The following is a 22,973-nucleotide window of genomic DNA, read 5'->3' as shown; positions in this document are numbered from 1 at the left end:
GGCTCAGGGCGAGTTGAGTGCACGCACCGCCGCGTCCGCCACCACCGCGTCCTGCCAGGCCATCCCCGAACCCTTGAACAGCACGGGCCGGTCCGTGGCGTACGGCGACTCGTCGCGTACGACCCGTGCCATGGGGAGCAGCCGCGCGGCCGGCAGCACACCCTCCGCCACGGGGATCACGATGTCGCCGCACTCCCGCAGCGCCGTGTCCACGTCCTCCACGATCACCTGGGCGCGGGCCGTGAGGGCCGAGTCCACCTCGCGGGCGTCTGCGTCGTGCGAACCGACGGCCAGGATGACCGCGTCGTCGCCTAGGAGGGCCGAGTCGAAGAGCGGGGTGGGGGAGGGCGTCGCGCACACCACGAGATCGGCGCGCCGCACCCACGCCTCGGCGTCCGCCGTCGCCACCGCCCGGTCGTCCCCGACCAGCGCCGGATCCACCCGCGACGGGTCCCGTACGACGTAGGTCACGTCGTCCAGATCGGCGCCGACATCCCGCAACGTCCGTACGTGACCGGCCCCTTGAGGTCCCGCGCCGAACACCACGACCCGCCACCGCCGCCCCGGCCGGGTAAGCAGCGGCAATACCGCCGCCACCGACACGGCAGGCGTACGCAGTGTGGTCAGCGCCGCTCCGTCGACGACCGCGGCGGGTGCGTACGACGGCGGGCGGAAGACGAGATGGACGCCCTGGATACGGGGCAGGCCGCGGTCGGCGTTGGCGGGGACGGCCGAGATCGCCTTCACCCCGACACCGAACTCGGACGCGGACGGCATGGCGAGCAACTGGCCCTGACCATCCGGGAGTTCGAGGATCGAGCGGGGCGGTCCCGCGGCCGTCGGGTCGAGGTCGCCGAAGAGTGCCTCACGGATCGCCGCGACCGCCTCGCGGGGCGGCAGCAGCTTCGTCAGCTCGGCGGCGCCGATGTACTCGATCCTCGACGGCTGGTCGCTCTGCGTCTTGTCGGCCTTCTGCACCTGTGCTCCTCTTCGCGTGGGCGAGGACGGTTGATCACCGTATCGCCGGACGGTCAGTGGACCGGCCCCGCCGCGTCCGCGTCCGTGCCCGTGTTCTCTTCCGACTCCGACTCCGGCTTCGTGTGCAGGATTTCGCGCACCTGGTCGGCGGCGCGGAGGATGCTCTCGCTCATGAACTTGCTGAAGCGGGCGATGTTCTCGAGCCGCGCGGCGGCAGCGGAGTCGCGGCCGAGGATCCCGACGCCCTGCCGTGCGACCTCGGCGATCTGCGCGGTGCCGCGGGCGCTCGCGACCGACGACTGGTACCAGACGTCGTCGTCGACGAGATAGCGCTCGCGGCGTCCGGTGTCGCGCTCGCGCTTGATCAGGCCCTGTTCCTCGAGGAACGCCACCGACTTGGAGACGGAGGCCGGGCTGACGTCCAGGCGCCGCACCAGCTCGGACGCGGTGACGCCCCCCGCCTCGCTGGTGAACAGGCACGTCAGTACGCGCGCCGTCATCTTGGGCAGCCCCTGCCCCATGAGGAGGGTCGTGAACGTCTCCTCGTACGCGCGCACCGCCTCGTCGTCCCGCCCCGAAGAGCCCGCGGGCTCGCGCGGGGCGGCCTGCTTGCGGCGGTGGGCGCGGTGTTCGGTGGCGCGGTGCGCGAGGTCGGCGCGGTAGGAGTTGGGTCCGCCGTTGCGCATCACCTCGCGGGTGATGGTCGAGGTGGGGCGCTCCAGGCGGCGGGCGATCTCGGCGTAGGCGAGCCCGTCGGCGAGCCCGAGCGAGATCTGTTGCCGTTCCTGCTGGGTGAGTCGGCCTCCCGGCATCGCGAGCACCTCTTTGTCTGCTGTGTGGACCTGACGCGGGTCAGCGTAGCGTTCACCGCCATCCCGTTGCAACGGAATGGCGCGTTCTGTTGCGTTAGATCGCAACCCGTTGCAACGAAATATGCACAATGACCTGCGACTAAAGGATTAGAGTGCAACAAGTATGTTGATGGATCACGAAACGCAACGTAGCTTTTCACTCATCGGAAACAGCGAAACGGCGAAACGACGACAGCTCAAGGAGCACACAATGCAGAAGTTCGACACCCCCGCCGCCATCTCCGCCGTCCTGCGCCTCCCGGCCGGCCGAGTCCAGGTCATCGCCGCCGACCGCGCCGACACCACCGTCGATGTCCGCCCCGCCGACTCCTCGAAGAGCCGCGACGTGAAGGCCGCCGAGCAGACCACCGTCGAGTTCGCCGACGGTGTCCTGCGGGTCGCCGCCCCGGCCGAGAAGAACCAGCTCCTCGGCGCGTCCGGAGCCATCGAGGTGACGGTCCAACTGCCCGCCGGATCCGGCATCGAGACCATCTCGGCCGCCGTGGAGTTCCGCGGCGTCGGGCGGCTCGGCGAGCTCGCCTGCGAGGGCGCGCACGGCGCCGTGAAGATCGACGAGGCCGCGGGCGTGCGGCTGTCCTCCTACGCCGGTGATGTTACGGTCGGCCGGCTGACCGGTCCCGCCGACATCAAGGTGCAGAAGGGGGACATCCGCATCGCCGAGGCCACATCGGGCGCGCTCGAACTGAACACCCAGATGGGCAACGTGACGGTCGAAGCCGCCCATGGTGTCTCCGCCACCCTCGACGCGGGTACCGGCTACGGCCGGATCCACAACTCGCTGACGAACTCCGAGGGTGCCAAGTCCCAGCTCACCGTCCACGCGACCACCGGCCACGGGGACATCACCGCCCGCAGCCTGTGACACCACCCGACCCACCAACCCACCGATCCGTCGCACCAGGAGAAGCCATGACGAACCGCACCGCACCCTCGGCCGCCGCTCCGTGGACCGGCATGGTCCAGGTCGACGACACCGCCCTCGCCGTCACCGACTCCGGCGGCCCCGGCATCCCGGTCCTCTACCTCAACGGCCAGTTCGCCACGCAGGGTTACTGGCGCCGGGTCCTCGCCGACCTCGGCCCGCGGTGGCGGCACATCACCTACGACGAGCGGGCCCGCGGCAGGAAGTCGGGGACTTCGGCGGACTACTCCTTCGAGGCCGCCGTCCGTGACGTCGACGCAGTGCTCGCCGCCAGGGGGGTCGACCGGGCGCTCATCGTGGGCTGGTCCTACGGCGCGTACGTCGGCGCGCACTGGGCGAGCCGGAACCCGGAGCGCGCCATCGGCGCGGTCCTGGTCGACGGCGCGCAACCCTACGACTGGATGGACGAGGTGATGGAGGCGCGGGTCCGGAAGCTGTTCCGGCGCGTCGGTCGGCTCGCGCCACTGGTCCGACCGACGGGCCTGATCCCGCGGATGTCCGCCGCGCAGATGGCCGAGAGCAACATCGAACTCGGCAGGATCGGCGGCAAGAGCGAACTGGGCGCGGTGCTCGATGCCATCACTGTCCCTACGAGTTACGTGGTGGCTTCCGGCTCGTCCTTCGGCAGTCGCGGCGACGAGCAGGAGCGCATCCGTGCCGGTCTCGCCGAGGTGACCGCCCGCAACGCGCACATCGAGATCCACGCCAAGGTCGCCAGCAACCACGGGGCGATCCTGAAGAAGGACCACCAGGCCATCGCCGAGGCCGTCCGCAAGGTCGCGGCGCTGGACGCCGAGCGTCGGTGACACCCCCCCTACGGCGGCCCGGTTCCTCCGGGTCGCCGTACTCACGGGTTGAGTCCGTTCGTGCCCCGGTAGGGAACCGGCTTTCCGGAGTGCGCGTCGAGCAGGACACGCTCGCCCAGGGGTTTGCTCAGCCGCACCTCGACCCGCTCCAACTTCCCCTGCGAGGTGCAGTTCCGGTCGTCCTCCCGGCCGGTGACGGAGGCGGACAGCACGACGCTGCCGCGAGTCTCCAACACGTCCACCGCGGGCCCGTCGGCGCACACACCGTGCATGGCGACGACGGTCACCGCGCGCCCGTCGGCGGAGACCCGGAGCAGGCGGTCGAGCGGAAAGCCCGGCAGGTCGTGGGCCGCCTCGATCGGGGGCCGGGGGGTCTTCGACGGGACGGCGGCGGCCTGCTTCAGCGGGGAGGCGTACCCGGCGAGGGTGAAGACCCAGGCGGGAACCGATGCCGGACCGCGACTGGTGGACATCCTCATCCGACCCAACTCCACACGCTCGACCATGAGTTGTGGCACTCCATCGACACGCAGCCCCGCCGGACTCTCGTACGCCTCCTTCGCCCCCACCAGGGGCCGGGTGACGGACTCGCCGCCTGCCGCCGCCCAGGTCACCTTGCCGTCCTTCGCCCCGGCTCCGGGCAGCGTGCCGCGCACCTTGAAGTTCTGTCGCTCGTACGCCTGTTGGTCGGCGACGCCGCGCAGGCCGCCGCGCGGGAGCTGGACCGCCTCCCCGGTGGGGTGGTAGCCGGCCCGCCACGCCGCGGCCGCCGACGAGCCGTCCCAGGCGTCGGCCACCCGCCGGGCCCGCTCGGCGAGCGCGTCCCCGCCGCCCTCCGCCACCTTCCCGCTGCCGCAAGCGGCCGCGGCGACAAGCCCGATGGTGGACAGGACGCCCCCCGCCGTCAGCCTGCCGCGGCGAACCGCCCCGATGCGCATGTGACCTCCTGGACGACACCCGGGCCCTTGGCCGGCTCCGGTGCCCCTGTGACGCGCCAGAGCCGGAACGGGTTCACCGCCGAGGATGGTCAGACGGTCAGCGTCGCGGACCGCGTGGAGGCCGAGGAGGGCCCGGTCTCGATCTCGTACGTGCCCGGTTCCACGGCCAGGTCCAGGGAGCGGGTCACCGAGGCGAGGACCGTGTCGTCGAGGGCGAAGGTGACCGTGGCCTTCTCGCCCGGTGCCAGGTCCACGCGTTGGAAGCCGCGCAGTTCACGGACGCGGGGCCAGGACGTCGCGCCGTCGACCCGGCGCACGTACAGCTGCACCGTCTCGCGGACCGGCCGGGCCCCGGTGTTGGTGACCTCGACCTCGCACACCCCCTCGGAGACGCGTGGCGTGCCGAACTCGGTGGTGGTGTACGACAGTCCGTGGCCGAAGGGGTAGAGGGGTGTGCCGGGTTCGTCGACGTAGCCGCGGAAGCCGTGGTCCTTGGAGTTGTAGAAGACGGGGAGTTGGCCGGAGGAGCGGGGGACCGAGAGGGGGAGCCGTCCGCTGGGTTCGCAGGCGCCGAGGAGGACGTCCGCGACGGCTCGGCCGCCCCACGGGCCCGGGTACCACGCGCTCACCAACGCGCCTGCCCCGCCCGCGAGTTCGGGCACCGCGTGCGGTCGGCCCTGGATCAGCACCGCCACGCACGGTGTACCGGTCGCCGCCACCGCCGCGGCGAGCGCCCGCTGCCCGGCGCCGAGCCGGACGTCGGCGAGGTCGACGCCCTCGCCGCAGGTCATCTCCGTCGGGTTGCCGGTGGCGATGACCGCGGCGCCGTTGTCATCGAAGAGCGTGTCGTGTTCGCGTGCGCTGGAGCCGCCGAGCACGAGCACCGCGACATCGGACGCGGCGGCCAGCTCCACGGCCTCCGCGATCCCCGAACAGTCGTCGCCCACCAGGTCACAGCCGCGCGCATACGTCACATCCGCGCCGGTCTCCCGCAGCCCGGCGAGCACCGAGACACCGCTGTCCGGGCGCTGGGGTGATGTGTAGTCGCCGATCTGCTGCGGGATCGAGTCGGCGTTCGGGCCGATGACGGCGATGCGCTTCTTGTCGGACCCGAGGGGGAGCAGCGCCCCGTTGTTGTGCAGGAGTGTGATCGAGGCGCGCGCGATTCGTTCGCTCAACTCCTGTGTGTGGACCCCTTGTTCGGGCGACCCCTCGGTGGCGTAGGGGTGCTCGAAGAGACCGAGGCGGAACTTCAGTGTCAGGACGCGGGCCACCGCCGTGTCCAACACCGAGGTCGGGACGAGGCCGCGCTCCACCGCCGTCCCCAGCTCCGGGACCACCCCGTCCCACAGGCTCAGGTCCGTGCCCGCCGACAGCGCGAGCGCCGCCGCCGACGGCCGGTCGCCGGCCAGCCGCACCAGACGGTCGAGCGCGCAGCCGTCCGCCATCACCAGGCCCTCGAAGCCCCAGCGTTCGCGCAGCAACCCGGTGAGGAGGTCGTGCGAGGCCGCACACGGCAGGCCGTCGAACTCGTTGTACGCGGCCATCACGCCCGCCGCCCCTGCCCGCACGCCCGCGAGGGCCGCCGGGAGGTGGATCTCGTGCAGCTCGCGGGCGCCGATCTCGGTGGCGGCACTGTTCCGCCCGCCCACCGAACTCCCTTGCCCCGCAAAGTGCTTGAGCACGACGGCGGCCCGGTCCGCACCGAAAGTCCCACCCGCGCCCTGCATCCCCTCCACCAGTGCCGTGGTGAGCCGCGCCGCCAGGTACGGGTCCTCGCCGAAACACTCCTCCGCGCGGCCCCAGCGCGGGTCCCGCACCAGGTCGAGCGCGGAGACGAGCGCGACGTGCCCGCCACGGGCCCGCAGTTCGGCCGCCGCGGCTGCCGCCGCCTCCCGGTACAGGTCCGGGTCCCAGGTGGCGCCGACCGCCAGGTTCACCGGCAGCACGGTGCCGTCGAGCGCCTGGTGGCCGTGCGGCACCTCCTCCACCATCAGGACGGGGATGCCGAGTCGCGTGTGCTCGATGACATGTCGCTGCACCGCGTCGGCGACCCGCGCCCCGTCCGCCGCCGTGATGCCGTCGGCGAAGGTGACACCGGACCACGGATCGGCCCGCTGGAGTCCGTACAGCGCGCCCATCCCGTCGAACCGAGACACCTCCTCGCGGAAGGCGTCCGTGAGCCGGTGCCCCTCCGCCGTACGTTCGTACGCGTCCCAGCCGTACATCCGCTGGTTGACCTGGCCGACCTTCTCGGTCAGCGTCATCCGGCCGAGCAGGTCACACACCCGGTCGGCGACCGGCGCTCCCGCGTCCTGGTACAGCTCCATGGTGTGTCAGGCCTCCGTGTCCAGTTCGATGACCCGCACCCCGTACGGTGCGAGCGTCACCTCGTCGAGCGGCTTGCCGAGCCGGTCCGACGGACGCACCGTCAGCTCCTCCTCCGCCTGGCTGACCAGCCACAAGAACCGCCGCCCGTCCTCGTGTACGAGGGTGTCCGCGCTGACCAGCGGCGTGTCCACGGTCACCGGGCGAGCCGCGCCCGCGACATCGGCGAGCGCCGCGTACAGCCGGTGCGTCTGCTCCGGGTTCACCTGCGCCGAGCGTGCGGCCATGTGCTCCAGCGGGTACGTGGCGAGGATCGTCCGGCCCGCGCCGATCTCGTTGACGAGCAGCGCCGGACGGCCGTGCGCGTCCGTCGCGACGACCCGCGCACCGTCCGGGACGACCGGCAGCCACGCACGGCTGTCCTCGTTCCCCGCGACGGCGAAGCGCAACGTCTCACCGGCGCGCACATCACCGAAGTCCTCGGTGAACGTCATGGCCAGCTCGTCGTCCTCGATCGGCTCAGCCACCCCGTACGACAGCTGCATCTCGACCCCGAACAGGCCGTCCAGGTCGTGGAACCACGGCCCGCGCGTTCCCGGGTACTCGCCCGAGCAGAACGACAGGTACACCGTCGCCCCCGCGCGCGCCCGCTCCTCCAGACCGCGCCGCGTACGCGTCGTCAACTGCCGCGTGGACGGCAGCAGATACAGCTGTACGTCACCGTCCTCCGGTAGCCCGTCGACCTCGCGGACGAAGCCCACGGGGAGGTCGGCGCCGCGCGCGGCGACGTACCCCTGGTGCAGCGAGCCGAAGATCAGCGGCCGGTCGGCGGGACGGCTGTACGGGTAGCCCTTCTCCAGGAACGCCGGAACCACGAGCGCCGCACCGGCGTCCGTGCGGCGGCATCGCGGGAAGTCCACGGTCTTCAACACGTCGGCGAACGCGGCGAGTTCACGCAGCGGCTCCTTCGGGCGGCCCGCGCTGTCCGTGATCCCGAAGTGCATCTCGAACGGGTGGTGGTCGTACGGCGACTGCTCCCACAGGTCGTCGTAGTCCGTGTTGTTCCACGCCATCCAGCCGGTCGCGCCGCCGAGCAGCGAGTTGTGCAGGGTCTGCCGGTAGTAGACCCCCGCGTTGCGCGCGGAGACGGTGTCCGTGGACACGCCGAACTCCTCCAGAATCACCGGCTTCCCCGTGACCGCCGCCAGCTCGCACTCGAACGCGGCCCGGTAGTGCTGGCGCGGCCGGTCCGTGTCCGAGCGGTACACGTGCGGGCCGACGAAATCGACGTACTGGTCGGTGTCACGCAGCGAGAAGCCATTGTCCTTGCCGGTGACCTCGATGCCCCACGCGCCGTCGCCGAGCGACACCGGCTGCGTGGCCCCGGCCGCCACCACGGCCTGACACATGAACTGCGCCCACGCCGTCACCACGTCCGAGGCCGGCGGGTCGACCTGGTAGATCCGGCCGTACCCCGGCATCTCGTTGGTGATCAGCCAGCCGGTCACCGCCGGGTGGTCCTTGAACCGGCGTGTCATCTCACTCGCGAACCACGCCTGCCGGCCGACCATCCACACATCCTCGTACAGATCGCGGTTGCCGCGCCAGGCCGGGTCCCAGTTCTCGCCGGACATGTGGCCGACGATGAAGGTGGGGACGCTGCCCATGCCCAACTCGGTGTGTGCGTCGAGGAAGTCCCGGAAACGGTCGCAGAGTTCCTCGTCGATGCGGTGCGGCTCAGGGTGGAAGTCGGGCCAGTAGAAGAAGGAGCGCGTCATGTTCAGGCCGTGGCCGCGGAGGGCCCGGAGCTCCTCGCGCACGACGGCGGGGTCGTAGTTCCGCCACATGAGCGGACCGCCGGTACGGGACCAGTAGTTGGCACCGAGCCAGGGCAGGACGGCGGGGTGGTGGGACAGCTGGGCGCTGTGGCGACGCATGGTGCTCCAAACAGTGGTGCCGAGAATGATCTATCAAGCCCCGCTCTTGGACGAGAGCCAGCGGGGTCCGGGGCGGAGCCCCGAGTCCGCAACGCCGGTGCGGAAATCCAGTCGCTGCGGCATGACCTACGAGGCGGCAGGCCCGGTCGACTCGCGTACGACGAGCCGGGGGCTGTCCGCAAGGTCGGGCGCGGGCACACCCTCCTCGCCCACCTCCGCGAGCAGCACCCGCGCAGCCGCCGCACCCACCACGGTCACCCGCTGGTCGACGGTGGTCAGCCGTGGATGCAGCCAGCGACCGAGCGGCAGGTCGTCGTAGCCGATGACGGACAGGTCGCCCGGAACCGACAGGCCCGCGCGCTGGACGGCGCCGATGCCACACATGGCCATCGAGTCGTTGGCGTACACGATCGCGGTGGGCCGGGGGGAGAGGGCCAGCAGCCGCTCCGTCGCGGCGATCGCGGCCTCGGCGCCGAAGTCCGTGGGGATCACGGCGGCCGGGGCGAGCCCGGCCCTGGCGAGCACATCGGTGAGCACACCCTGCCGGAACCCGGAGTGGACCAGTTCCGGCGGCCCGGACACGTAGCCGATCCGCCGGTGACCGAGGTCGAGCAGATGCTCGACGGCCTCAGTGACACCGGTCTCCTGGTGGCTGAGCATCACCCCGTCAGGGCCGCCGAGCAGCACGAACGGCAGCCCCAGGCGCCGCAGTTGGGCCGGGCGCGGGTCGTCGATACGGCTCTCCGTGAGCACCGCACCGTCCACCCGCCCCTCGGCGGCCAGCCGCTCGTACAGCCGGCCCTCCTCGTCGACGTCCGCGACGAGGTGGAGCAGCAGACCGTAGCCGCGCGGCGCGAGTTCGCTCTCCAGACCGTTGATCAGCTCGCTGAAGTGCGGGTCCGTGCCCAGGACGTCGCTGGGGCGGCGCACCACGAGGGCGATGGTGTGGCTGCGGGAGCGGCGCAGGGCGCTCGCCGCCGCGTTCGGCGACCAGCCGAGGTTCGTGGCCGCGTCCTGGATGCGGCGGCGGGTCTGCTCGGAGATGCGGCCCGTGCCGTTGAACACCTTCGACACCGCGGCCGGTGACACCCCGGCCGCGGCCGCCACGTCCTTGATGGTGGGGCGCCTGCCCGGCGTCCGCTTTCCCAGCGCACTCACATCTTCACCGCGCCACTGACCAGAGCCGTCTGCATCCTCTTCTGAAGCACCGTGTACACGATCCACACCGGGACGAGGGTGAGCACGGTGCCCGCCGTCAGTACACCGTAGTCCGTGCCGGTCACCGACTTCAGTGTGGGCAGGGCGACTTGGATCGTTCGCAGGTCGGGGTCGGGGCCGATGAGGACGAGGGAGTACAGGTACTCGTTCCAGAAGCTCAGGAAGTTGAGGAGGAGCACCGTGGCGATGCCGGGCATGCACATCGGCGTATAGATGTGCCGCAGCACCGCGAAGGTCGAGGCACCGTCCATGCGTGCCGCCTCCTCCATCTCCTTCGGGATGGTCCGCATGAACTGCACCAGGATCACCACCGACAGCGGCAGCGCGGTCGCCGGGAGCAGCAGCACCATGAACGTACGGGTGTGGAAGAGGCCGGTGGCGGCCGCGAGCAGGAACGTGGGGAACAGGGCGGCGAACGTCGGGATCAGGAAGCCGAGCGAGAACACCTTCTCGATCACCGACGCCGCCCGGCCCTCGGAACGGGCGAGCGCGAACGCCGCCGGAACCGCGAGCCCGAGCGTCAACACCAGGGCCAGCACGGTCACGAGCGCCGAGTTCACCACCGCGGTGCCCAGGCCCGCGGTCCGGAACGCCGTCGTGAAGTTGTCGAGTCCGAACGAGGTCGGAGGTGCGAGGGGGTTGGCGAAGATCGCGTCATTGGACTTGAACGCGGAGGCGACGAAGTAGTACAGCGGCACCGCGAGCAGCACCGCGTACCCCCACACCAGGATGTGCGCGGGCCACCACGACCGGCCGAACTTCGCATGACTCTTGCTCATGGGATACAGCTCCGATCGGCTCAAGGCTCAGTGGCTGGCGCGGAAGACACGGCGGACGGACAGCAGGCCCACGAGCCCGGCCAGGAACAGGATCACGCCCACGGCCTGGCTGTATCCGAGGTCCGCCTCGATGAACGCCTTCTGGTAGACGAGGAAGGACAGCGTCGTCGACGAGGTGCCGGGGCCGCCCTGGGTGAGCAGCAGGACGTTCTGCGCGGAGCCGAACAGCGTCCACAGCAGCTGAAGCATCGTCACCACACCCACGTAGTCCCGCACGACCGGGAAGTGGATGCGCCACATCGTCCGCCAGTGCCCCGCCCCGTCCAACTGCGCGGCCTCGCCCAGGTCTTCGGGAACGCTGGACAGGCGCGCCGCGAACAGCACGGCGGTGAAACCGATGCCCGCCCAGACGTCCAGGGCGATCAGGCAGTACAGAGCCGTCGACGAACTGGCCAGCCAGGCATCGGTGAGGGAGCCGAGGCCCAGACCCGACAGGGCGCCGTTGAGCAGGCCGTCGGGGGAGAGGGCGGCGTAGAAGACCATCGCCTTGGCCGGCGTCGAGATCAGGCCGGGCACGAACAGCAGATACCGGATGACGCGATGGCCCGGCGGCTTCTGCGCCACGTAGTAGCCGACCATGTACGCGCACACGATCATCACCGGCAGCGCGATCACCAGCTGGACCGCCGTGTTGCGCACGGCCGCCCAGAAGGCCGGATCGGCGAAGACCGTACGGAAGTTGTCGAGGCCCGCGAAGGACACCGGCTGGAGCATGCCCGGCCAGTGCAGGGCCGCGATCACGAAGATCGCGACCATCGGGCCGACCATGAACAGCAGGTACCAGACGAGCGCGGGCAGCGCGAGGATCGTGCTGCCCCGGCCGCCTCGCTTGCGGCTGCTGCCGGGCTTTTCGGGGGTGGGGGTCCGGCCCGCGGGGACGCTGGGCCGAGGCGTTGTGATCGTCATCGGGGTCGACTTCCGTTCTGGACGTTCTCGACGTATCCGGCGCCATCGGTGTGCTGGGCGCTCTCGGTGTTCTCCACGGGCGGGCTCAGGTGGAGCGGTACGCGGATTCCAGCGCCGTGCGGATGGCGCGCGCGGAGGTGCCGGGGGTGAAAGCGGTCGAGGTCGCCTGGATCAGCGGCTGCGCGGCGACGGACGGGATGTACTGGTCCGGCAGCACCACCTGGCCGACGGAGTCGCCGAGTTGCTGAGCCTTCGCCACCAGCGGGAAGTTCGTGCTGAGCGCTTCGGTGACGACCGACATGTCACGGCCGCCCTCGGTGACGAACCGGTCGACGACCTCGGGCCGGTACATGAAGCGGATGAACCGTTCCACCGCCTTGATCTTCTTCACGCCGTTCGGGCTGATCCAGAAACCGGAGACGGTGTACGTGCGCAGGATGGTCGGCTTCTTCTGCGCGGCCCCGTCGGTGAGGGGGAAGCCACCGACCGAGGTGGTCTTGACAACGTTGTCGGGGACGCTGGCGAGGGCGGAGGACATCGCCGACTGCATGGCCGCGTGGCCGGTGTTGAACTGCGTCGTCATCGCGTCCGACGTGAGGCCCTGCGCTTTGTCGGCGAACACCCCGGCGTCGCGCAGATCCACGAAGTAGCCGATGCCCTCCTGTGCGCCGCGCGAGCCGCTGAAGTCACCGGTGCGGTACAGGTGCCGGGCCTCGGCGGGGGTGAGGAACGTCTGGATGATCTGGGCGAGCAGCTTCTGGCCCGTCCAGTCGTTGCCGCCCACCGTGAACGGGGTGATGCCCTTGCCGCGCAACTTCTTTGCGGCGGCGAAGAGTTCGTCGGAGGTGGTCGGCGGGGCGTCGACCCCGGCGCGCTCAAGGAGTGCGTGGTTGAAGGCGATCGGCCAGTTCGTCCCAATGTAGGGGAAGGCGCGTAGCCGGCCCTCGGTGTCGGTCCACTCGGTGACGGCCTTCGGGATGATCCGCTCGCGCAGCCCCCAGTCGTCGAGGTACCCGCCGACCGGAACGGTGGCGCCGACCTCGGTCCACGACAGCGTCTTGTCGTAGAGGTTGACCATCACGACGTCGGCCTCGGCGCGTGCGAGGCGCGAGGTCTCGTAGACCTGTCCGAGGTCGTCGCCGTTGATCAGGTTCTTCACGGTGATGTCCGGGTTTTCCTTGCGGAACTGGTTCACGACCGCGCGGAACGTGGGGGAGCCGGGGGCGTTCCCGCCCATCTGGCTGTGGATCACCAGGGTGTCGGGGTCCGAGCCGTAGGCGTCGAGCGCACCGCACGCACTGAGCGCAGGCACCGCCGCGAGACCCGCACCCAGAGCCATGAAGCCGCGTCGATTCATCGGTGAGCGCAAGGCGGGAGGCCTCCTGTCGCGTTGGTATATCGATATACCTTTGGGGTGCGAGCACCGTATGCAGGAAGCGGAGGGGGGTCAACCCCTTGGAGCGGTTGGGGTGTTACGGGGTGGGGCTCAGCGGGAGGCTCGAATGCCGAGCCATTGCTCGGCGTTCCAGGCCTCGAATCGCTCGACCTCGGTGAAGCCCAGCTTTGCCGCGAGTCGCATCGAGGCGGTGTTGGCGGACTGGGTGGTGAGCACCACCGGTTCGCCGGGAAGGGTGGCGGCGAGCCAGTCCAGTGCCGCCGTGCACGCTTCGGACGCGTACCCGAGCCCCCAGGCCCGCGGCAGGAACAGATAGCGGAGATCGGCCTTGCCGGCGGCGGCCGGGCGTTGGTGTCCCGGCGTCCTGCGGAGCAGGATCTGGCCGATCATCGTCTCGTCGAGTTCGACGACGAAGCTTCCCGGCCACCGTTCGGGCACCGCGGGCAATTCGCGTTCGAGTGCGACGCGCGACCGGGGGCCGCCGAGGTAGGTGTGCACCTCCGGCGAGGCGAGCAAGTCGATGAACGCGGCGCGGTCCCGGGTCTCGGACCCACGGAGCACGAGCCGCTCGGTCCTGATCGGCTCCGGCGGCCAGGCGGCGAGCCTCAGTTCGTCCATCGGCGCACGCCAACAGGAGGTCGGGAGGGACTACCCCTGGGCCGTGGGGCGGACCACGATGTCGCCGACGTCGACGTTGTCCGGTTGCTCGACGGCGAAGGCGATGGCGCGTGCGATGGCCTCCGGTGGGATGCCGATGTCGCCCATGGACGAGGTGAGTTGGTCCCGTACCTCGGGTGCGATGTGGTCGGTGAACTCCGTGCGGGTCATGCCCGGCGAGACCACCGTCACGCGCAGACCGGCCCCGGCCTCCTGGCGCAGGCCCTCGGAGAGGGTGCGGACCGCGTTCTTGGTGGCGGCGTACACCGCCTGCGTCGGGACGATGCGGAGTCCCGCGGTGGAGACGACGTTGACGAAGTGGCCCGTGCCCTGCTCCCGGAAGACCGGCAGCGCGGCCGCGATCCCGTACAGGACGCCCTTGAAGTTGACGTCGATCATGTTCTCCCAGTCCTCGACCCGCAGGTCGTCGAGCGGGGAGATCGGTCCGATCCCGGCGTTGCTGACGAGAGCGTCGATGCGGCCGAAGCGGCTGCGCGCCAACTCGACCAGCCCGGACACATCCTCACGCACCGTCACATCCGTGCGGATCCAGGTGACTTGGCCGCCGGACTTCTCGATGCGGTTCGCCAGGTCCTCCAGGCGTTCGGGGCGGCGGGCGCCGAGCACGACCTTCGCGCCGCGCTCGGCGAGCAGCAGCGCAGTGGCTTCACCGATGCCACTGCTGGCGCCGGTGATCGCCACGACTTTGCCTTCGATTCCTGACATGGGTGGCCCTTTCCGGGGAGTGGGAGTAGGTGTGGGTAGGCCAGAGCCGTGCCCCAGGGTGAAAGTGGGGGAGTCCCCACTTAGGCTGACGGTGTGACCATAAGTGGGGTAGCCTCCACTTAGCAAGTGGGCACGAAAGGGGCCGGCGATGGGCCGAGGTACCGAGCGGCCGCTGAGAGCGGACGCGCGACGCAACAGGGAGAAGATCCTGGCCGCCGCGGTGCGGGCATTCACCGAGGACGGCCTCGACGTGGGTCTCGAACGCATCGCCAAGGCCGCGGGCGTCGGCAGCGCGACTCTGTATCGGAACTTCCCGACCCGCGAGGACCTGATCGAAGCGGCCTACCGCAATGAGGTGGCCCGGCTCTGCGAGGCCGCCACCGAGCTGCTCGCGGCGCACCCGCCGTACGAGGCGCTGCGCGCGTGGACCCGCCGCTTCATGGACTACGCGAGCGCCAAGTACGGCATGGCCGACGCACTGCGCGCCATGGCCGCCGATGGCGGCAACCCGTACGGGCACAGCCGGGACATGATCGAGGCGTCCATCGCCGAGCTGATGGACGCCTGTACGTGCGCCGGGGCGATCCGCGACGACATCCCCACGAGCGACATCTTCGCCGCGCTCGCCGGCATCGCCCTCACCTCCGCCGGGCCCGGACAACGCGCCCAGGCCGAGCGGCTCCTCGACCTCACCCTGGACGGACTGAGGCGCACGGCCTGAGCGTTCAGGCGAATAAGGCGATTACGGCGGCTCAGGCGACTAAGGCCGCTTAGGCGCGCAGTCCGGGGTGGGCGCGGGGTCTGCTGGGCGCGGGCAACTCCCCGGATTCCACGAAGAGTTCGGGACGTTCGGCCTGGATCGTGCCGATGTCGTCGAACACGCCCTGAAGGTGGCTTCGCAGCGCCTGCTCGGCCCGCGCCGCGTCGCGCAGTTCCAGGGCGTCGACCACCGCCCGGTGCTCGTCGATGAGGTGCTCGATGCGGCGTGGCAGCGGCAGGCTCAGGCGGCGGGCGCGGTCGAGGTGTGCCTTGGCCGTGGTGACCGTGCGCCACAGTGTGCGGTGGCCGCTGGCCTCCATCAGACGGCGGTGGAAGGCCTCGTCCTGCTCGAAGAACAGGTCGTCGTCCGCCGCATCGAACGCGGCGCGCTGCGCGTCGAGGATCGCGCGCAGCGCCGCGATGTCCTGGTCGTCGGCCCGCTTCACCGCCTCGCGCAGCGCGGCCAGTTCGAGCGCCTCGCGCATGAACTGGGCCTCCAGTACGGCGTCGACGCTGATCCGTGAGACGAACGTACCGAGCTTCGGGAAGATGTCGACCAGCGACTCCTCGCCGAGCAGGATCAGCGCCTCGCGCACCGGGGTGCGGCTGACGTCGAGCTCCGCGGCGAGTTCGTTCTCCGACAGCGGGGCGCCCGGCAGCAGTTCGAGGGACGTGATGCGCGAGCGCAGCAGCGCGTGCACCCGTGCCCGGTTGGACTCCCTGGGTGTGGCCCGTGTCGCCTCCTCCGGCGTCCGCCGGGCCGTATTCCTGCTTCGTCGCTGCTCGTCCCGCATGTCGTCACCCTCTCACCTCAGCTGCGGAAATTCTTACATACAAGGCTTGTATGTAAGCAGCTGCACGGGTACAAAGTGACAGGTCCGCTTCCGACCGGAGGTCAACGATGACCAGCCACCCCGTCACCGACACCGAGGTGACGACGCCGTCCGGCACGACCCCGCCACCCCGTCCCCGCGGCCGAGGCAAGAACGTCCGCTGGGGCATCGCCGTGCTCTGTTTCGGCGGCCTCGCGGTCAACTACCTCGACCGCTCCACGCTCAGCGTCGCGCTGCCCACCATGTCCAAGGACCTGCACATCGGCCCCGAGACCCAGGGCTTCGTCCTCAGCGCGTTCTTCGTGACGTACGCGATCTGCCAGCTGCCCGCGGGCGCGCTGCTCGACAAGTACGGCGTGAAGCGGGTCTTCGCGCTCGGTGCGATCTGGTGGTCGGTGGCCACCATCGGCATGGGCCTGGTGCGCGGCGTCGGCTCGCTCATCGGGGCGCGGATGCTGCTCGGCGCGGGCGAGGCCGCCGGCTATCCGGCGCCCGCGAAGGCCGTCTCGCGCTGGTTCCCACGGCACGAGCGCACCCTCGCCAACAGCGTGTGGGACAACGGCGCCCGCGTCGGCACCGCCATCGCCCTGCCGCTCGTCACGATGCTGGTCTCGGTCTTCCACTGGCGGGCCGCCTTCGTCGTCTGCGGACTGCTCGGCTTCCTGTGGATCGTCGGCTGGTGGCGCCTCTACCACGAGCCCGCCGACCACCCGCGGCTCACGAGCGAAGAGCGCGAGTACATCGAGGCCGGTGGCGCCCGCATCGAGGAGACACCCGCCGAGAAGGACGGCGCGCCCAAGGTGCGCTGGCGCGACCTGTTCCGGTACCGGACGGTCTGGGGCATGATGCTGGGCTTCTTCTGCCTCAACTACGTCATCTACTTCTTCATCACGTGGTTCCCCAGCTACCTCGTCGACGAGCGCGGGTTCGACCTCCTCTCGCTCGGCTTCTTCGGCACCGTCCCCGGCCTCGTCGCCATCATGGGCTCACTGCTCGGCGGGTACACGGCCGACCGGCTCCTTCGCAAGGGTTGGTCCACCACCAAGGTCCGCAAGACCTGCCTGATCTCCGGCACGTTGTGCTCTTCCGTCATCGCGCTCGCCGTCGTCGTGCCCACCGCGTCCGGCGCGCTCGCGTTGCTCTCCCTGAGCTACGCCTCGCTGACCTTCGCCACCGCGTCCGTCGCCTCGCTGCCCGCCGACGTCGCGCCCACCGCCGGCCATGTCGCCTCCCTCGCGGGCATCCAGAACTTCGCCTCGAACGTCGCCGGCGCCCTCGGCCCGATCGTCACCGGCTTCCTCCTGGCGGCGTCCGGCGGCTCGTACCTGGTGCCGCTGCTCGTCTCCGGCGCCTTGTCGATCGTCGGCGCCCTCACGTATGCCTTCGTCATCAAGCGCGTCGAACCGCTGCCGGTCCGCTAGCCAGAGAGACCCCTACGAAAGGAGCGCCCCGTGGCCACCACCACGCACCGCGCCGCCGTGCTGCACGGGCCCAAGGACCTGCGCGTAGAGGACCGTCCGGTGCCCGAGCCGGGTGACGGCGAGGTGCTCGTCGCCGTCCGCGCCGTCGGCCTGTGCGGTTCCGATCTGCACTACTACGAGCACGGCGAGAACGGGCCCAACGTGCTGCGGCAGCCGACCGTCCTCGGCCACGAACCGGCCGGGTTCGTCGTCGGCCACGGCGCGGGCACGGAGGACCTGCCCCACGGCACACCTGTCGCGATCGAGCCGGCACACCCCTGCGGGCGCTGCGCCCTGTGCCGGGCCGGGCGCTACAACCTGTGCCCGAAGGGCACCTGCTTCGGCTCGCCGCCCACCAACGGTGCGCTGACCGAACTCGTCGCCGTACCAAGAGACTTCGTGCATCCGCTGCCCGAGGGCATGGACGTGAAGCTGGGCGCGCTCGTCGAACCGCTCGCGGTCGCCGTGCACGCGGTGCGCCGAGCCGGTATCGCTCCGGGTGAGCGGGTTCTGGTCACCGGTGCCGGGCCGATCGGTGTGCTCGTCGCTCAGGTCGCCGCCGCCAGTGGAGCGCTGGTGACGGTGTCCGACGTGGCCCCGGCCCGGCGCGAGTTCGCGGCCCGGCTCGGCGCCCGGACCGTCGACGCGGCCGAACTCACCCCCGACCCCGACCGGGCACACGCGCTCGCCGACCCGGACGGCTACGGCACCGTCCTGGACTGCTCGGGCGTCGGCCCCGCCCTGGTGTCCGGGATCCGCGCGCTGCGGCCCGGCGGCACCGCCGTCGTCGTCGGCAACCCGAACCGCCCCGAGACCGCGCTGCCGTTGGCCTGGATGCAGCGGCAGGAGATGTCCCTGGTCACCTCCTTCCGGTACGCAGCCGGAGACTTCGGGGCGGCGGTGCGGTTGGCCGGGGGCGGGCCTGTGCGGCTCGGGGAGCTGGTCACTGCGGAGTTTCCGTTGGAGCGGGCCGGTGAGGCGTTGCGCTCCGCGCTGGTCGACCGGACGCAGATGAAGGTGCTCGTCACGGTCGGCGGGGTGGGCGTGTGAGCGGGGTCGACCGGAGTGTGCTTCCGAGGCTGAGCCGGGCGTCCCTGGCCCGCTCAACCGCCGCGGGGGCCAGAAAGGATTGGGGCTCTGCCCCATACCCCGCGCCTCAATCGCAGGCAGGGCTTGATCTGGCCCCCGGCATCGTCCACCTCGGCCTCGGGAACTTCCACCGCGCCCATCAGGCCGTGTACACCGCCGACGCGTTGCGGCACACCGACGGGCCGTGGGGGATCACCGGTGTGGCCACCACACCCGGCACCCGGCCCCGGCCGGTGATCGAGGGCATGGCCGAACAGGACGGGCTCTACACCGTGCTCACCCTGCACCGCGGCGGTGCCGTCGCCGCGAGTGTGCCCGGTGTGCACCACCAGGGGCTGGTCGCCGACGGGCAGGGCGCGGACGTGGTCGCCGCCATCGGCGCCGCCACCACCCGCATCGTCTCCCTCACGGTCACGGAGAAGGGCTACACGTTCGGCGCCGACGGCCGCCTGGACCTCGACGACCCGCTCGTCCGCGCCGACCTGGTGGGCGGAGCCACCCCGCGTACCGCCATCGGCCTCATCGCGCGCGGACTGCAACAGCGCCAGCGCGCCGGCTCCCCGCCCGTGACGCTCCTCAGCTGCGACAACCTCATGGGCAACGGGCACCGACTCCGGTCGCTGCTCGACGAGTTCATCGCCGCGCTGCCCGCCGCCGAACGCGAGGACCTTCAGGCGTACGCCGACGGCCGCGTGTCGACGCCGAACGGCATGGTCGACCGGATCGCGCCCGCCACCACCGACGAGCACCGCGCCCTGGCCGCCCGCGCGTTCGGCGTCCGCGACACCGTGCCGGTGCCCGCGGAACCGTACAAACTGTGGGTCATGCAGGACGACTTCCGCGCGGGACGGCCCGCGTGGGAGCAGGCGGGCGCGGTGTTCACCGAGGACGTGGCGCCGTACGAGCTGATGAAGCTGCGCCTCCTCAATGGCGCGCACTCCCTGCTCGCCTACCTCGGACTGCTGCGCGGCCACCGTTCCATCGACCGGGCCGTGGACGATGAACTCCTCAGCCAAGTCGTCGAGTTCGCGATGCGTGAGGAGATCATGCCGACCGTCCCCGAACCCGTCGGCATGTCCGGTGCGGACTACATCGGCGAACTCCTCGACCGCTTCGCCAACCCGGCGCTCGGCCACCGCACCGCCCAGGTCGGCTCCGACGGCTCCCTGAAGATCCCCGTGCGCTGGGCCGGAACCCTCACCGAGGCACTGGCCGCCGGACGCGTGCCGCGCGTCCTCGCGCTCGGCTTCGCCGCGTACGTACGGGTCATCACGGCCGACGACGCGTACGACGAGCGGAGCCTCGGCACCGTCCACGACGGCGCCCGCGCCCGCCTCACCGAACTGGCATCCCGCGCGAGCGGCCCCGACGGAAAGGCCCGCCTGCTGCTCGCCGAAGGCGGTCTGTTGCCTCAAGAGGCGGCAGGGCACGGCGATTTCGCCGATACCGTCGCCGAGTTCGCCCGGATCCTGGACGCCCACGGAGCCGAAGCCGCGCTGCGGGCGGCCGCCACCCGCGACTGACACACCATCCCACGACGCCCGAGAGAACGGCACCCGCATGTCCTCCACCATCACGTCCGCCGAGGTCTTCGTCACCTGTCCCGGCCGCAACTACGTGACCCTGAAGATCACCACCTCCGACGGTGTCACCGGCATCGGCGACGCCACCCTCAACGGCCGCGAGCTGTCCGTCGCCTCCTACCTGCGCGACCACGTCTGCCCGACGCTCATCGGCCAGGACCCGGCCCGCATCGAGCACCTGTGGCAGTACATGTACAAGGGCGCCTACTGGCGGCGCGGGCCGGTCACCATGACCGCCATCGCCGCCGTCGACGTCGCCCTGTGGGACATCAAGGGCAAGGTCGCGAACCTGCCCGTCTACCAGCTGCTCGGCGGCGCGGCCCGCGACGGTGTCACCGTCTACGGCCACGCCAGCGGCAACACCATCCCCGAACTCCTCGACGACGTACGCCGGTTCAGGGACAAGGGCTTCCGCGCGGTCCGCGCCCAGGCAGCGGTGCCCGGCCTGGAGCGCGTCTACGGCATGCGCAGGGGTGATGGCGACACCTACGAGCCCGCCGACGGCAACCTGCCGACCGAGGAGGTCTGGGACACCGGCGCCTACCTGGACTTCGTTCCCGAGTACATGGCCGCCGTCCGCGAGGAGTTCGGCTACGGGTTCCACTTGCTGCACGACGTGCACCACCGGCTCTCCCCGATCGAGGCGGGCCGGCTCGGCAAGTCCCTTGAGCCGTACCGCATGTTCTGGATCGAGGACCCGACACCCGCCGAGGACCAGGAGGCCTTCCGCCTCATCCGGCAGCACACCACGACGCCGCTCGCGGTCGGCGAGATCTTCAACTCGATCTGGGACTGCCAGCACCTCATCAGCAACCGGCTGATCGACTACATCCGCGCCTCCGTCTCCCACGCGGGCGGCATCACACACCTGCGCCGGATCTTCTCGCTCGCGGAGCTGTACGGGGTGCGCTCCGGTTCGCACGGCGCGGGTGACCTCTCCCCGGCCTCGTTCGCCGCCGCGCTCCACCTCGACCTGTCGGTGCCGAACTTCGGCATGCAGGAGTACATGGCCCACCTCCCCGGCTACGAGGAGGTGTTCCACACGTCCTGGACCTTCGAGGACGGCCTGATGCACCCCGGCGACCGCCCCGGCATCGGCGTCGAGTTCGACGAGAAGGCCGCCGCGAGGTTCCCGTACGAGCGCAAATACCTGCCGGTGAACCGGCTGAAGGACGGCGGCGTGCACGACTGGTGAGTCAGTCGAGGCAGTCCTGCGGCGCGGTCCCCGCCGCCGTCAACGGCAGGCCCAGCTGGGCGCGTTCAGTGACCCAGCGGGTGGGGCGGTGGCGGGGATCGCCCGTGGTGGTGTGCAGGGCGCGTTGCAGGTCCAGCATGCGGGCGGCGCCGACCTGATCGCCCCGGGCCAGCGGTCCCGTGGGGTAGCCGAGGCCGAGCGTCACGGCGAGGTCGATGTCCGCGGGGGCGGCGAGCGAACGCTCGGCGATCGAGGCGGCGACCGACACCACGGAGGCGAGAAGGCGCTGCGCCACCGAACCGGCGGTGTCACGGACGAGCGTCACGTGGTGTTCGCCGCGCGCCAGCACCGCACGCGCGTCGCGTGCGGCGGCCGGGTCTGCCGCCGGAGTCACCGACAGCACCCGGCGGCCACTCGCCACGGACAGCGGGTCCACGCCGAACGTGCGCTCGGCGGGGAGTCCGTGGGCGGCGACCGCGTCGGCCACGGTGGTGCCCCAGACCGGGACCAGGACGAGAGCGTCGGCCGACGGCCGTTCACTTGTCTCGACGGTGGCCCCAGTGACGGTCAGGGCGTCCCGCAGCGCCGTGTCGTCGCCCGCCACGAACACGGGCCGGTCCGCGTTCCCCGTCACCGGCGCCTCCGCGACCGAGGACGGGGCCGGGGCATCGGGCCCGTACGCGTACCAGCCCTGTCCGGTCTTGCGGCCGAGCAGGCCCGCCGTCACCCGGTTTGGAGTGAGGTAGGACGGGCGGAGCCGGGGCTCGTGGCGGAAGCCCTGCCAGATCGAGTCGATGACCGCCGCCGTGACGTCGAGCCCGGTGAGGTCCATCAGCTCGAACGGGCCCATCCGCAGGCCCAGTACATCGCGGGCGACCCGGTCGATGTCCGCCGGTGTCGCCACCGACTCCTCAAGGAGTGCGAGCGCCTCGGTCACCAGGCCGCGACCGGCGTGGTTGACCAGGAATCCGGGAGTGTCGGACACCGTCACCGCGCGATGGCCGCAGCTCTCCACCAGCGCAGTGAGGGCGGGCGCGATCTCGGGGCGCGTCGCGGCGCCCGGCACCACCTCCACGATGCGCATCAGCGGCACGGGGTTGAAGAAGTGCAGGCCCGCGAGGCGCGTCGGGTCGTCGAGCGCCGCCGCGATCCGTGTCACCGACAGGGAGGACGTGTTGGTCGCGAAGACGGTGGTGGCCGGGAGCGCCTGCTCCAGCCTTCCGAAGACCTCGGCCTTCGTGTCCAGGTCCTCCCGTACCGCCTCGACCACCAACTCCACGTCGGGACCCGGCGCCCACGGGTCGTCCAGCGGGATCAGCCGTGCCACCGCAGCCGCGCTGTCCTCGGCGGACATCCGGCCCTTGGCGACCGCACGCTCCAGCATGGACCGCACGAAGTCGACGGCCTCCCGCACCGCCTCCGCCCGGACGTCTCCCAGCTCGACGGTGTGTCCGCCGCTCGCCGCCCACTGGGCGATGCCGCGGCCCATGGCTCCGGCGCCGACGATCCTGATACGCATGGCAGTTGTAGA

The 22,973-nt window shown here is 71.0% G+C and carries 20 protein-coding genes; 7 read left to right on the top strand and 13 right to left on the bottom strand.

Going from position 1 to position 22,973, the window contains the following annotated elements; translation table 11 throughout:
* Positions 1 to 3: 3 nt before the first annotated feature.
* Entirely contained in the window at positions 4 to 978 is a 975-nt protein-coding gene (locus ABT004_RS00390; RefSeq protein ID WP_351330318.1) for an ornithine cyclodeaminase family protein, read from the bottom strand.
* Between the two features lie 53 nt (positions 979 to 1,031).
* The gene (locus tag ABT004_RS00385) at positions 1,032 to 1,790 is read right to left on the bottom strand and encodes a GbsR/MarR family transcriptional regulator (protein ID WP_351330316.1); all 759 of its coding nucleotides are present in this window, start codon (positions 1,788 to 1,790) and stop codon (positions 1,032 to 1,034) included.
* 250 nt (positions 1,791 to 2,040) lie between these two features.
* Between ABT004_RS00385 and ABT004_RS00380 the strand changes: the two genes are divergently transcribed.
* Together ABT004_RS00380 and ABT004_RS00375 are read left to right on the top strand one after the other, a co-directional pair.
* Positions 2,041 to 2,712 carry a DUF4097 family beta strand repeat-containing protein gene (locus tag ABT004_RS00380; RefSeq protein ID WP_351330314.1) on the top strand — a complete coding sequence of 224 codons (672 nt, stop codon included), beginning with the start codon at positions 2,041 to 2,043 and terminating at the stop codon, positions 2,710 to 2,712.
* Positions 2,713 to 2,759: 47 nt separating this feature from the next.
* Positions 2,760 to 3,578, top strand: a complete 819-nt coding sequence (locus tag ABT004_RS00375; protein ID WP_351330312.1) for an alpha/beta fold hydrolase — start codon at positions 2,760 to 2,762, stop codon at positions 3,576 to 3,578.
* Between the two features lie 41 nt (positions 3,579 to 3,619).
* Here the strand turns inward: ABT004_RS00375 and ABT004_RS00370 are convergent, their stop codons facing one another.
* The 9 genes from ABT004_RS00370 to ABT004_RS00330 all read right to left on the bottom strand — a co-directional run bounded on the left by ABT004_RS00370 (position 3,620) and on the right by ABT004_RS00330 (position 14,523).
* Positions 3,620 to 4,516, bottom strand: coding sequence for a hypothetical protein (locus ABT004_RS00370; RefSeq protein WP_351330310.1), 897 nt, complete (start codon positions 4,514 to 4,516; stop codon positions 3,620 to 3,622).
* An 89-nt stretch (positions 4,517 to 4,605) separates the two neighbouring features.
* A complete protein-coding gene (locus tag ABT004_RS00365) occupies positions 4,606 to 6,846 on the bottom strand; it encodes a glycoside hydrolase family 3 N-terminal domain-containing protein (protein ID WP_351330308.1) in 2,241 nt (746 codons plus the stop codon).
* A gap of 6 nt (positions 6,847 to 6,852) precedes the next feature.
* Entirely contained in the window at positions 6,853 to 8,781 is a 1,929-nt protein-coding gene (locus ABT004_RS00360) for a cellulase family glycosylhydrolase (protein ID WP_351330306.1), read from the bottom strand.
* 126 nt (positions 8,782 to 8,907) lie between these two features.
* A complete protein-coding gene (locus tag ABT004_RS00355) occupies positions 8,908 to 9,930 on the bottom strand; it encodes a LacI family DNA-binding transcriptional regulator (RefSeq protein WP_451187698.1) in 1,023 nt (340 codons plus the stop codon).
* Between the two features lie 5 nt (positions 9,931 to 9,935).
* On the bottom strand, positions 9,936 to 10,778 hold the full coding sequence (locus tag ABT004_RS00350; RefSeq protein WP_351330302.1) for a carbohydrate ABC transporter permease: 843 nt from the start codon (positions 10,776 to 10,778) through the stop codon (positions 9,936 to 9,938).
* Positions 10,779 to 10,805: 27 nt separating this feature from the next.
* On the bottom strand, positions 10,806 to 11,744 hold the full coding sequence (locus tag ABT004_RS00345; protein ID WP_351330300.1) for a carbohydrate ABC transporter permease: 939 nt from the start codon (positions 11,742 to 11,744) through the stop codon (positions 10,806 to 10,808).
* An 85-nt stretch (positions 11,745 to 11,829) separates the two neighbouring features.
* Positions 11,830 to 13,113: an ABC transporter substrate-binding protein gene (locus ABT004_RS00340; protein ID WP_351330298.1), complete on the bottom strand. Its 1,284-nt coding sequence runs from the start codon at positions 13,111 to 13,113 to the stop codon at positions 11,830 to 11,832.
* A gap of 117 nt (positions 13,114 to 13,230) precedes the next feature.
* Complete coding sequence (locus ABT004_RS00335) at positions 13,231 to 13,758, bottom strand: GNAT family N-acetyltransferase (protein ID WP_351330296.1); 528 nt, start codon at positions 13,756 to 13,758, stop codon at positions 13,231 to 13,233.
* A gap of 30 nt (positions 13,759 to 13,788) precedes the next feature.
* Positions 13,789 to 14,523, bottom strand: coding sequence for an SDR family oxidoreductase (locus ABT004_RS00330; protein WP_351330294.1), 735 nt, complete (start codon positions 14,521 to 14,523; stop codon positions 13,789 to 13,791).
* Between the two features lie 148 nt (positions 14,524 to 14,671).
* Between ABT004_RS00330 and ABT004_RS00325 the strand changes: the two genes are divergently transcribed.
* Positions 14,672 to 15,244 (top strand): TetR/AcrR family transcriptional regulator, encoded by a 573-nt coding sequence (locus ABT004_RS00325; protein ID WP_351330292.1) that lies wholly within the window; start codon positions 14,672 to 14,674, stop codon positions 15,242 to 15,244.
* A gap of 49 nt (positions 15,245 to 15,293) precedes the next feature.
* On the opposite strand, the gene ABT004_RS00320 is transcribed toward ABT004_RS00325, so the two are convergent.
* The gene (locus ABT004_RS00320; protein ID WP_351330290.1) at positions 15,294 to 16,076 is read right to left on the bottom strand and encodes a GntR family transcriptional regulator; all 783 of its coding nucleotides are present in this window, start codon (positions 16,074 to 16,076) and stop codon (positions 15,294 to 15,296) included.
* A 107-nt stretch (positions 16,077 to 16,183) separates the two neighbouring features.
* On the opposite strand from ABT004_RS00320, the gene ABT004_RS00315 reads away from it, so the two are divergent.
* The 4 genes from ABT004_RS00315 to manD are packed head-to-tail and all read left to right on the top strand — an operon-like array spanning position 16,184 to position 21,442.
* Positions 16,184 to 17,536 carry an MFS transporter gene (locus tag ABT004_RS00315; protein WP_351330288.1) on the top strand — a complete coding sequence of 451 codons (1,353 nt, stop codon included), beginning with the start codon at positions 16,184 to 16,186 and terminating at the stop codon, positions 17,534 to 17,536.
* A 30-nt stretch (positions 17,537 to 17,566) separates the two neighbouring features.
* A complete protein-coding gene (locus ABT004_RS00310) occupies positions 17,567 to 18,625 on the top strand; it encodes an NAD(P)-dependent alcohol dehydrogenase (protein WP_351330287.1) in 1,059 nt (352 codons plus the stop codon).
* Positions 18,622 to 20,187, top strand: coding sequence for a mannitol dehydrogenase family protein (locus ABT004_RS00305; protein ID WP_351330285.1), 1,566 nt, complete (start codon positions 18,622 to 18,624; stop codon positions 20,185 to 20,187). The genes ABT004_RS00310 and ABT004_RS00305 overlap by 4 nt, the downstream gene beginning before the upstream one ends.
* Before the next feature lie 37 nt (positions 20,188 to 20,224).
* On the top strand, positions 20,225 to 21,442 hold the full coding sequence (gene manD / locus ABT004_RS00300) for a D-mannonate dehydratase ManD (RefSeq protein WP_351330283.1): 1,218 nt from the start codon (positions 20,225 to 20,227) through the stop codon (positions 21,440 to 21,442).
* A gap of 1 nt (position 21,443) precedes the next feature.
* Here manD and ABT004_RS00295 read toward each other — a convergent pair whose 3' ends face one another.
* Positions 21,444 to 22,961, bottom strand: coding sequence for a 3-hydroxyacyl-CoA dehydrogenase (locus ABT004_RS00295; RefSeq protein WP_351330281.1), 1,518 nt, complete (start codon positions 22,959 to 22,961; stop codon positions 21,444 to 21,446).
* Between the last annotated feature and the right edge of the window lie 12 nt (positions 22,962 to 22,973).

It is taken from the genome of Streptomyces sp. NPDC002790 (genome assembly GCF_040295505.1).
In the GTDB taxonomy this organism is placed as follows: Bacteria; Actinomycetota; Actinomycetes; order Streptomycetales; family Streptomycetaceae; genus Streptomyces.
Note: the sequence above shows the minus strand (reverse complement) of the source record. Positions and strands in the feature narration are given on the sequence as shown.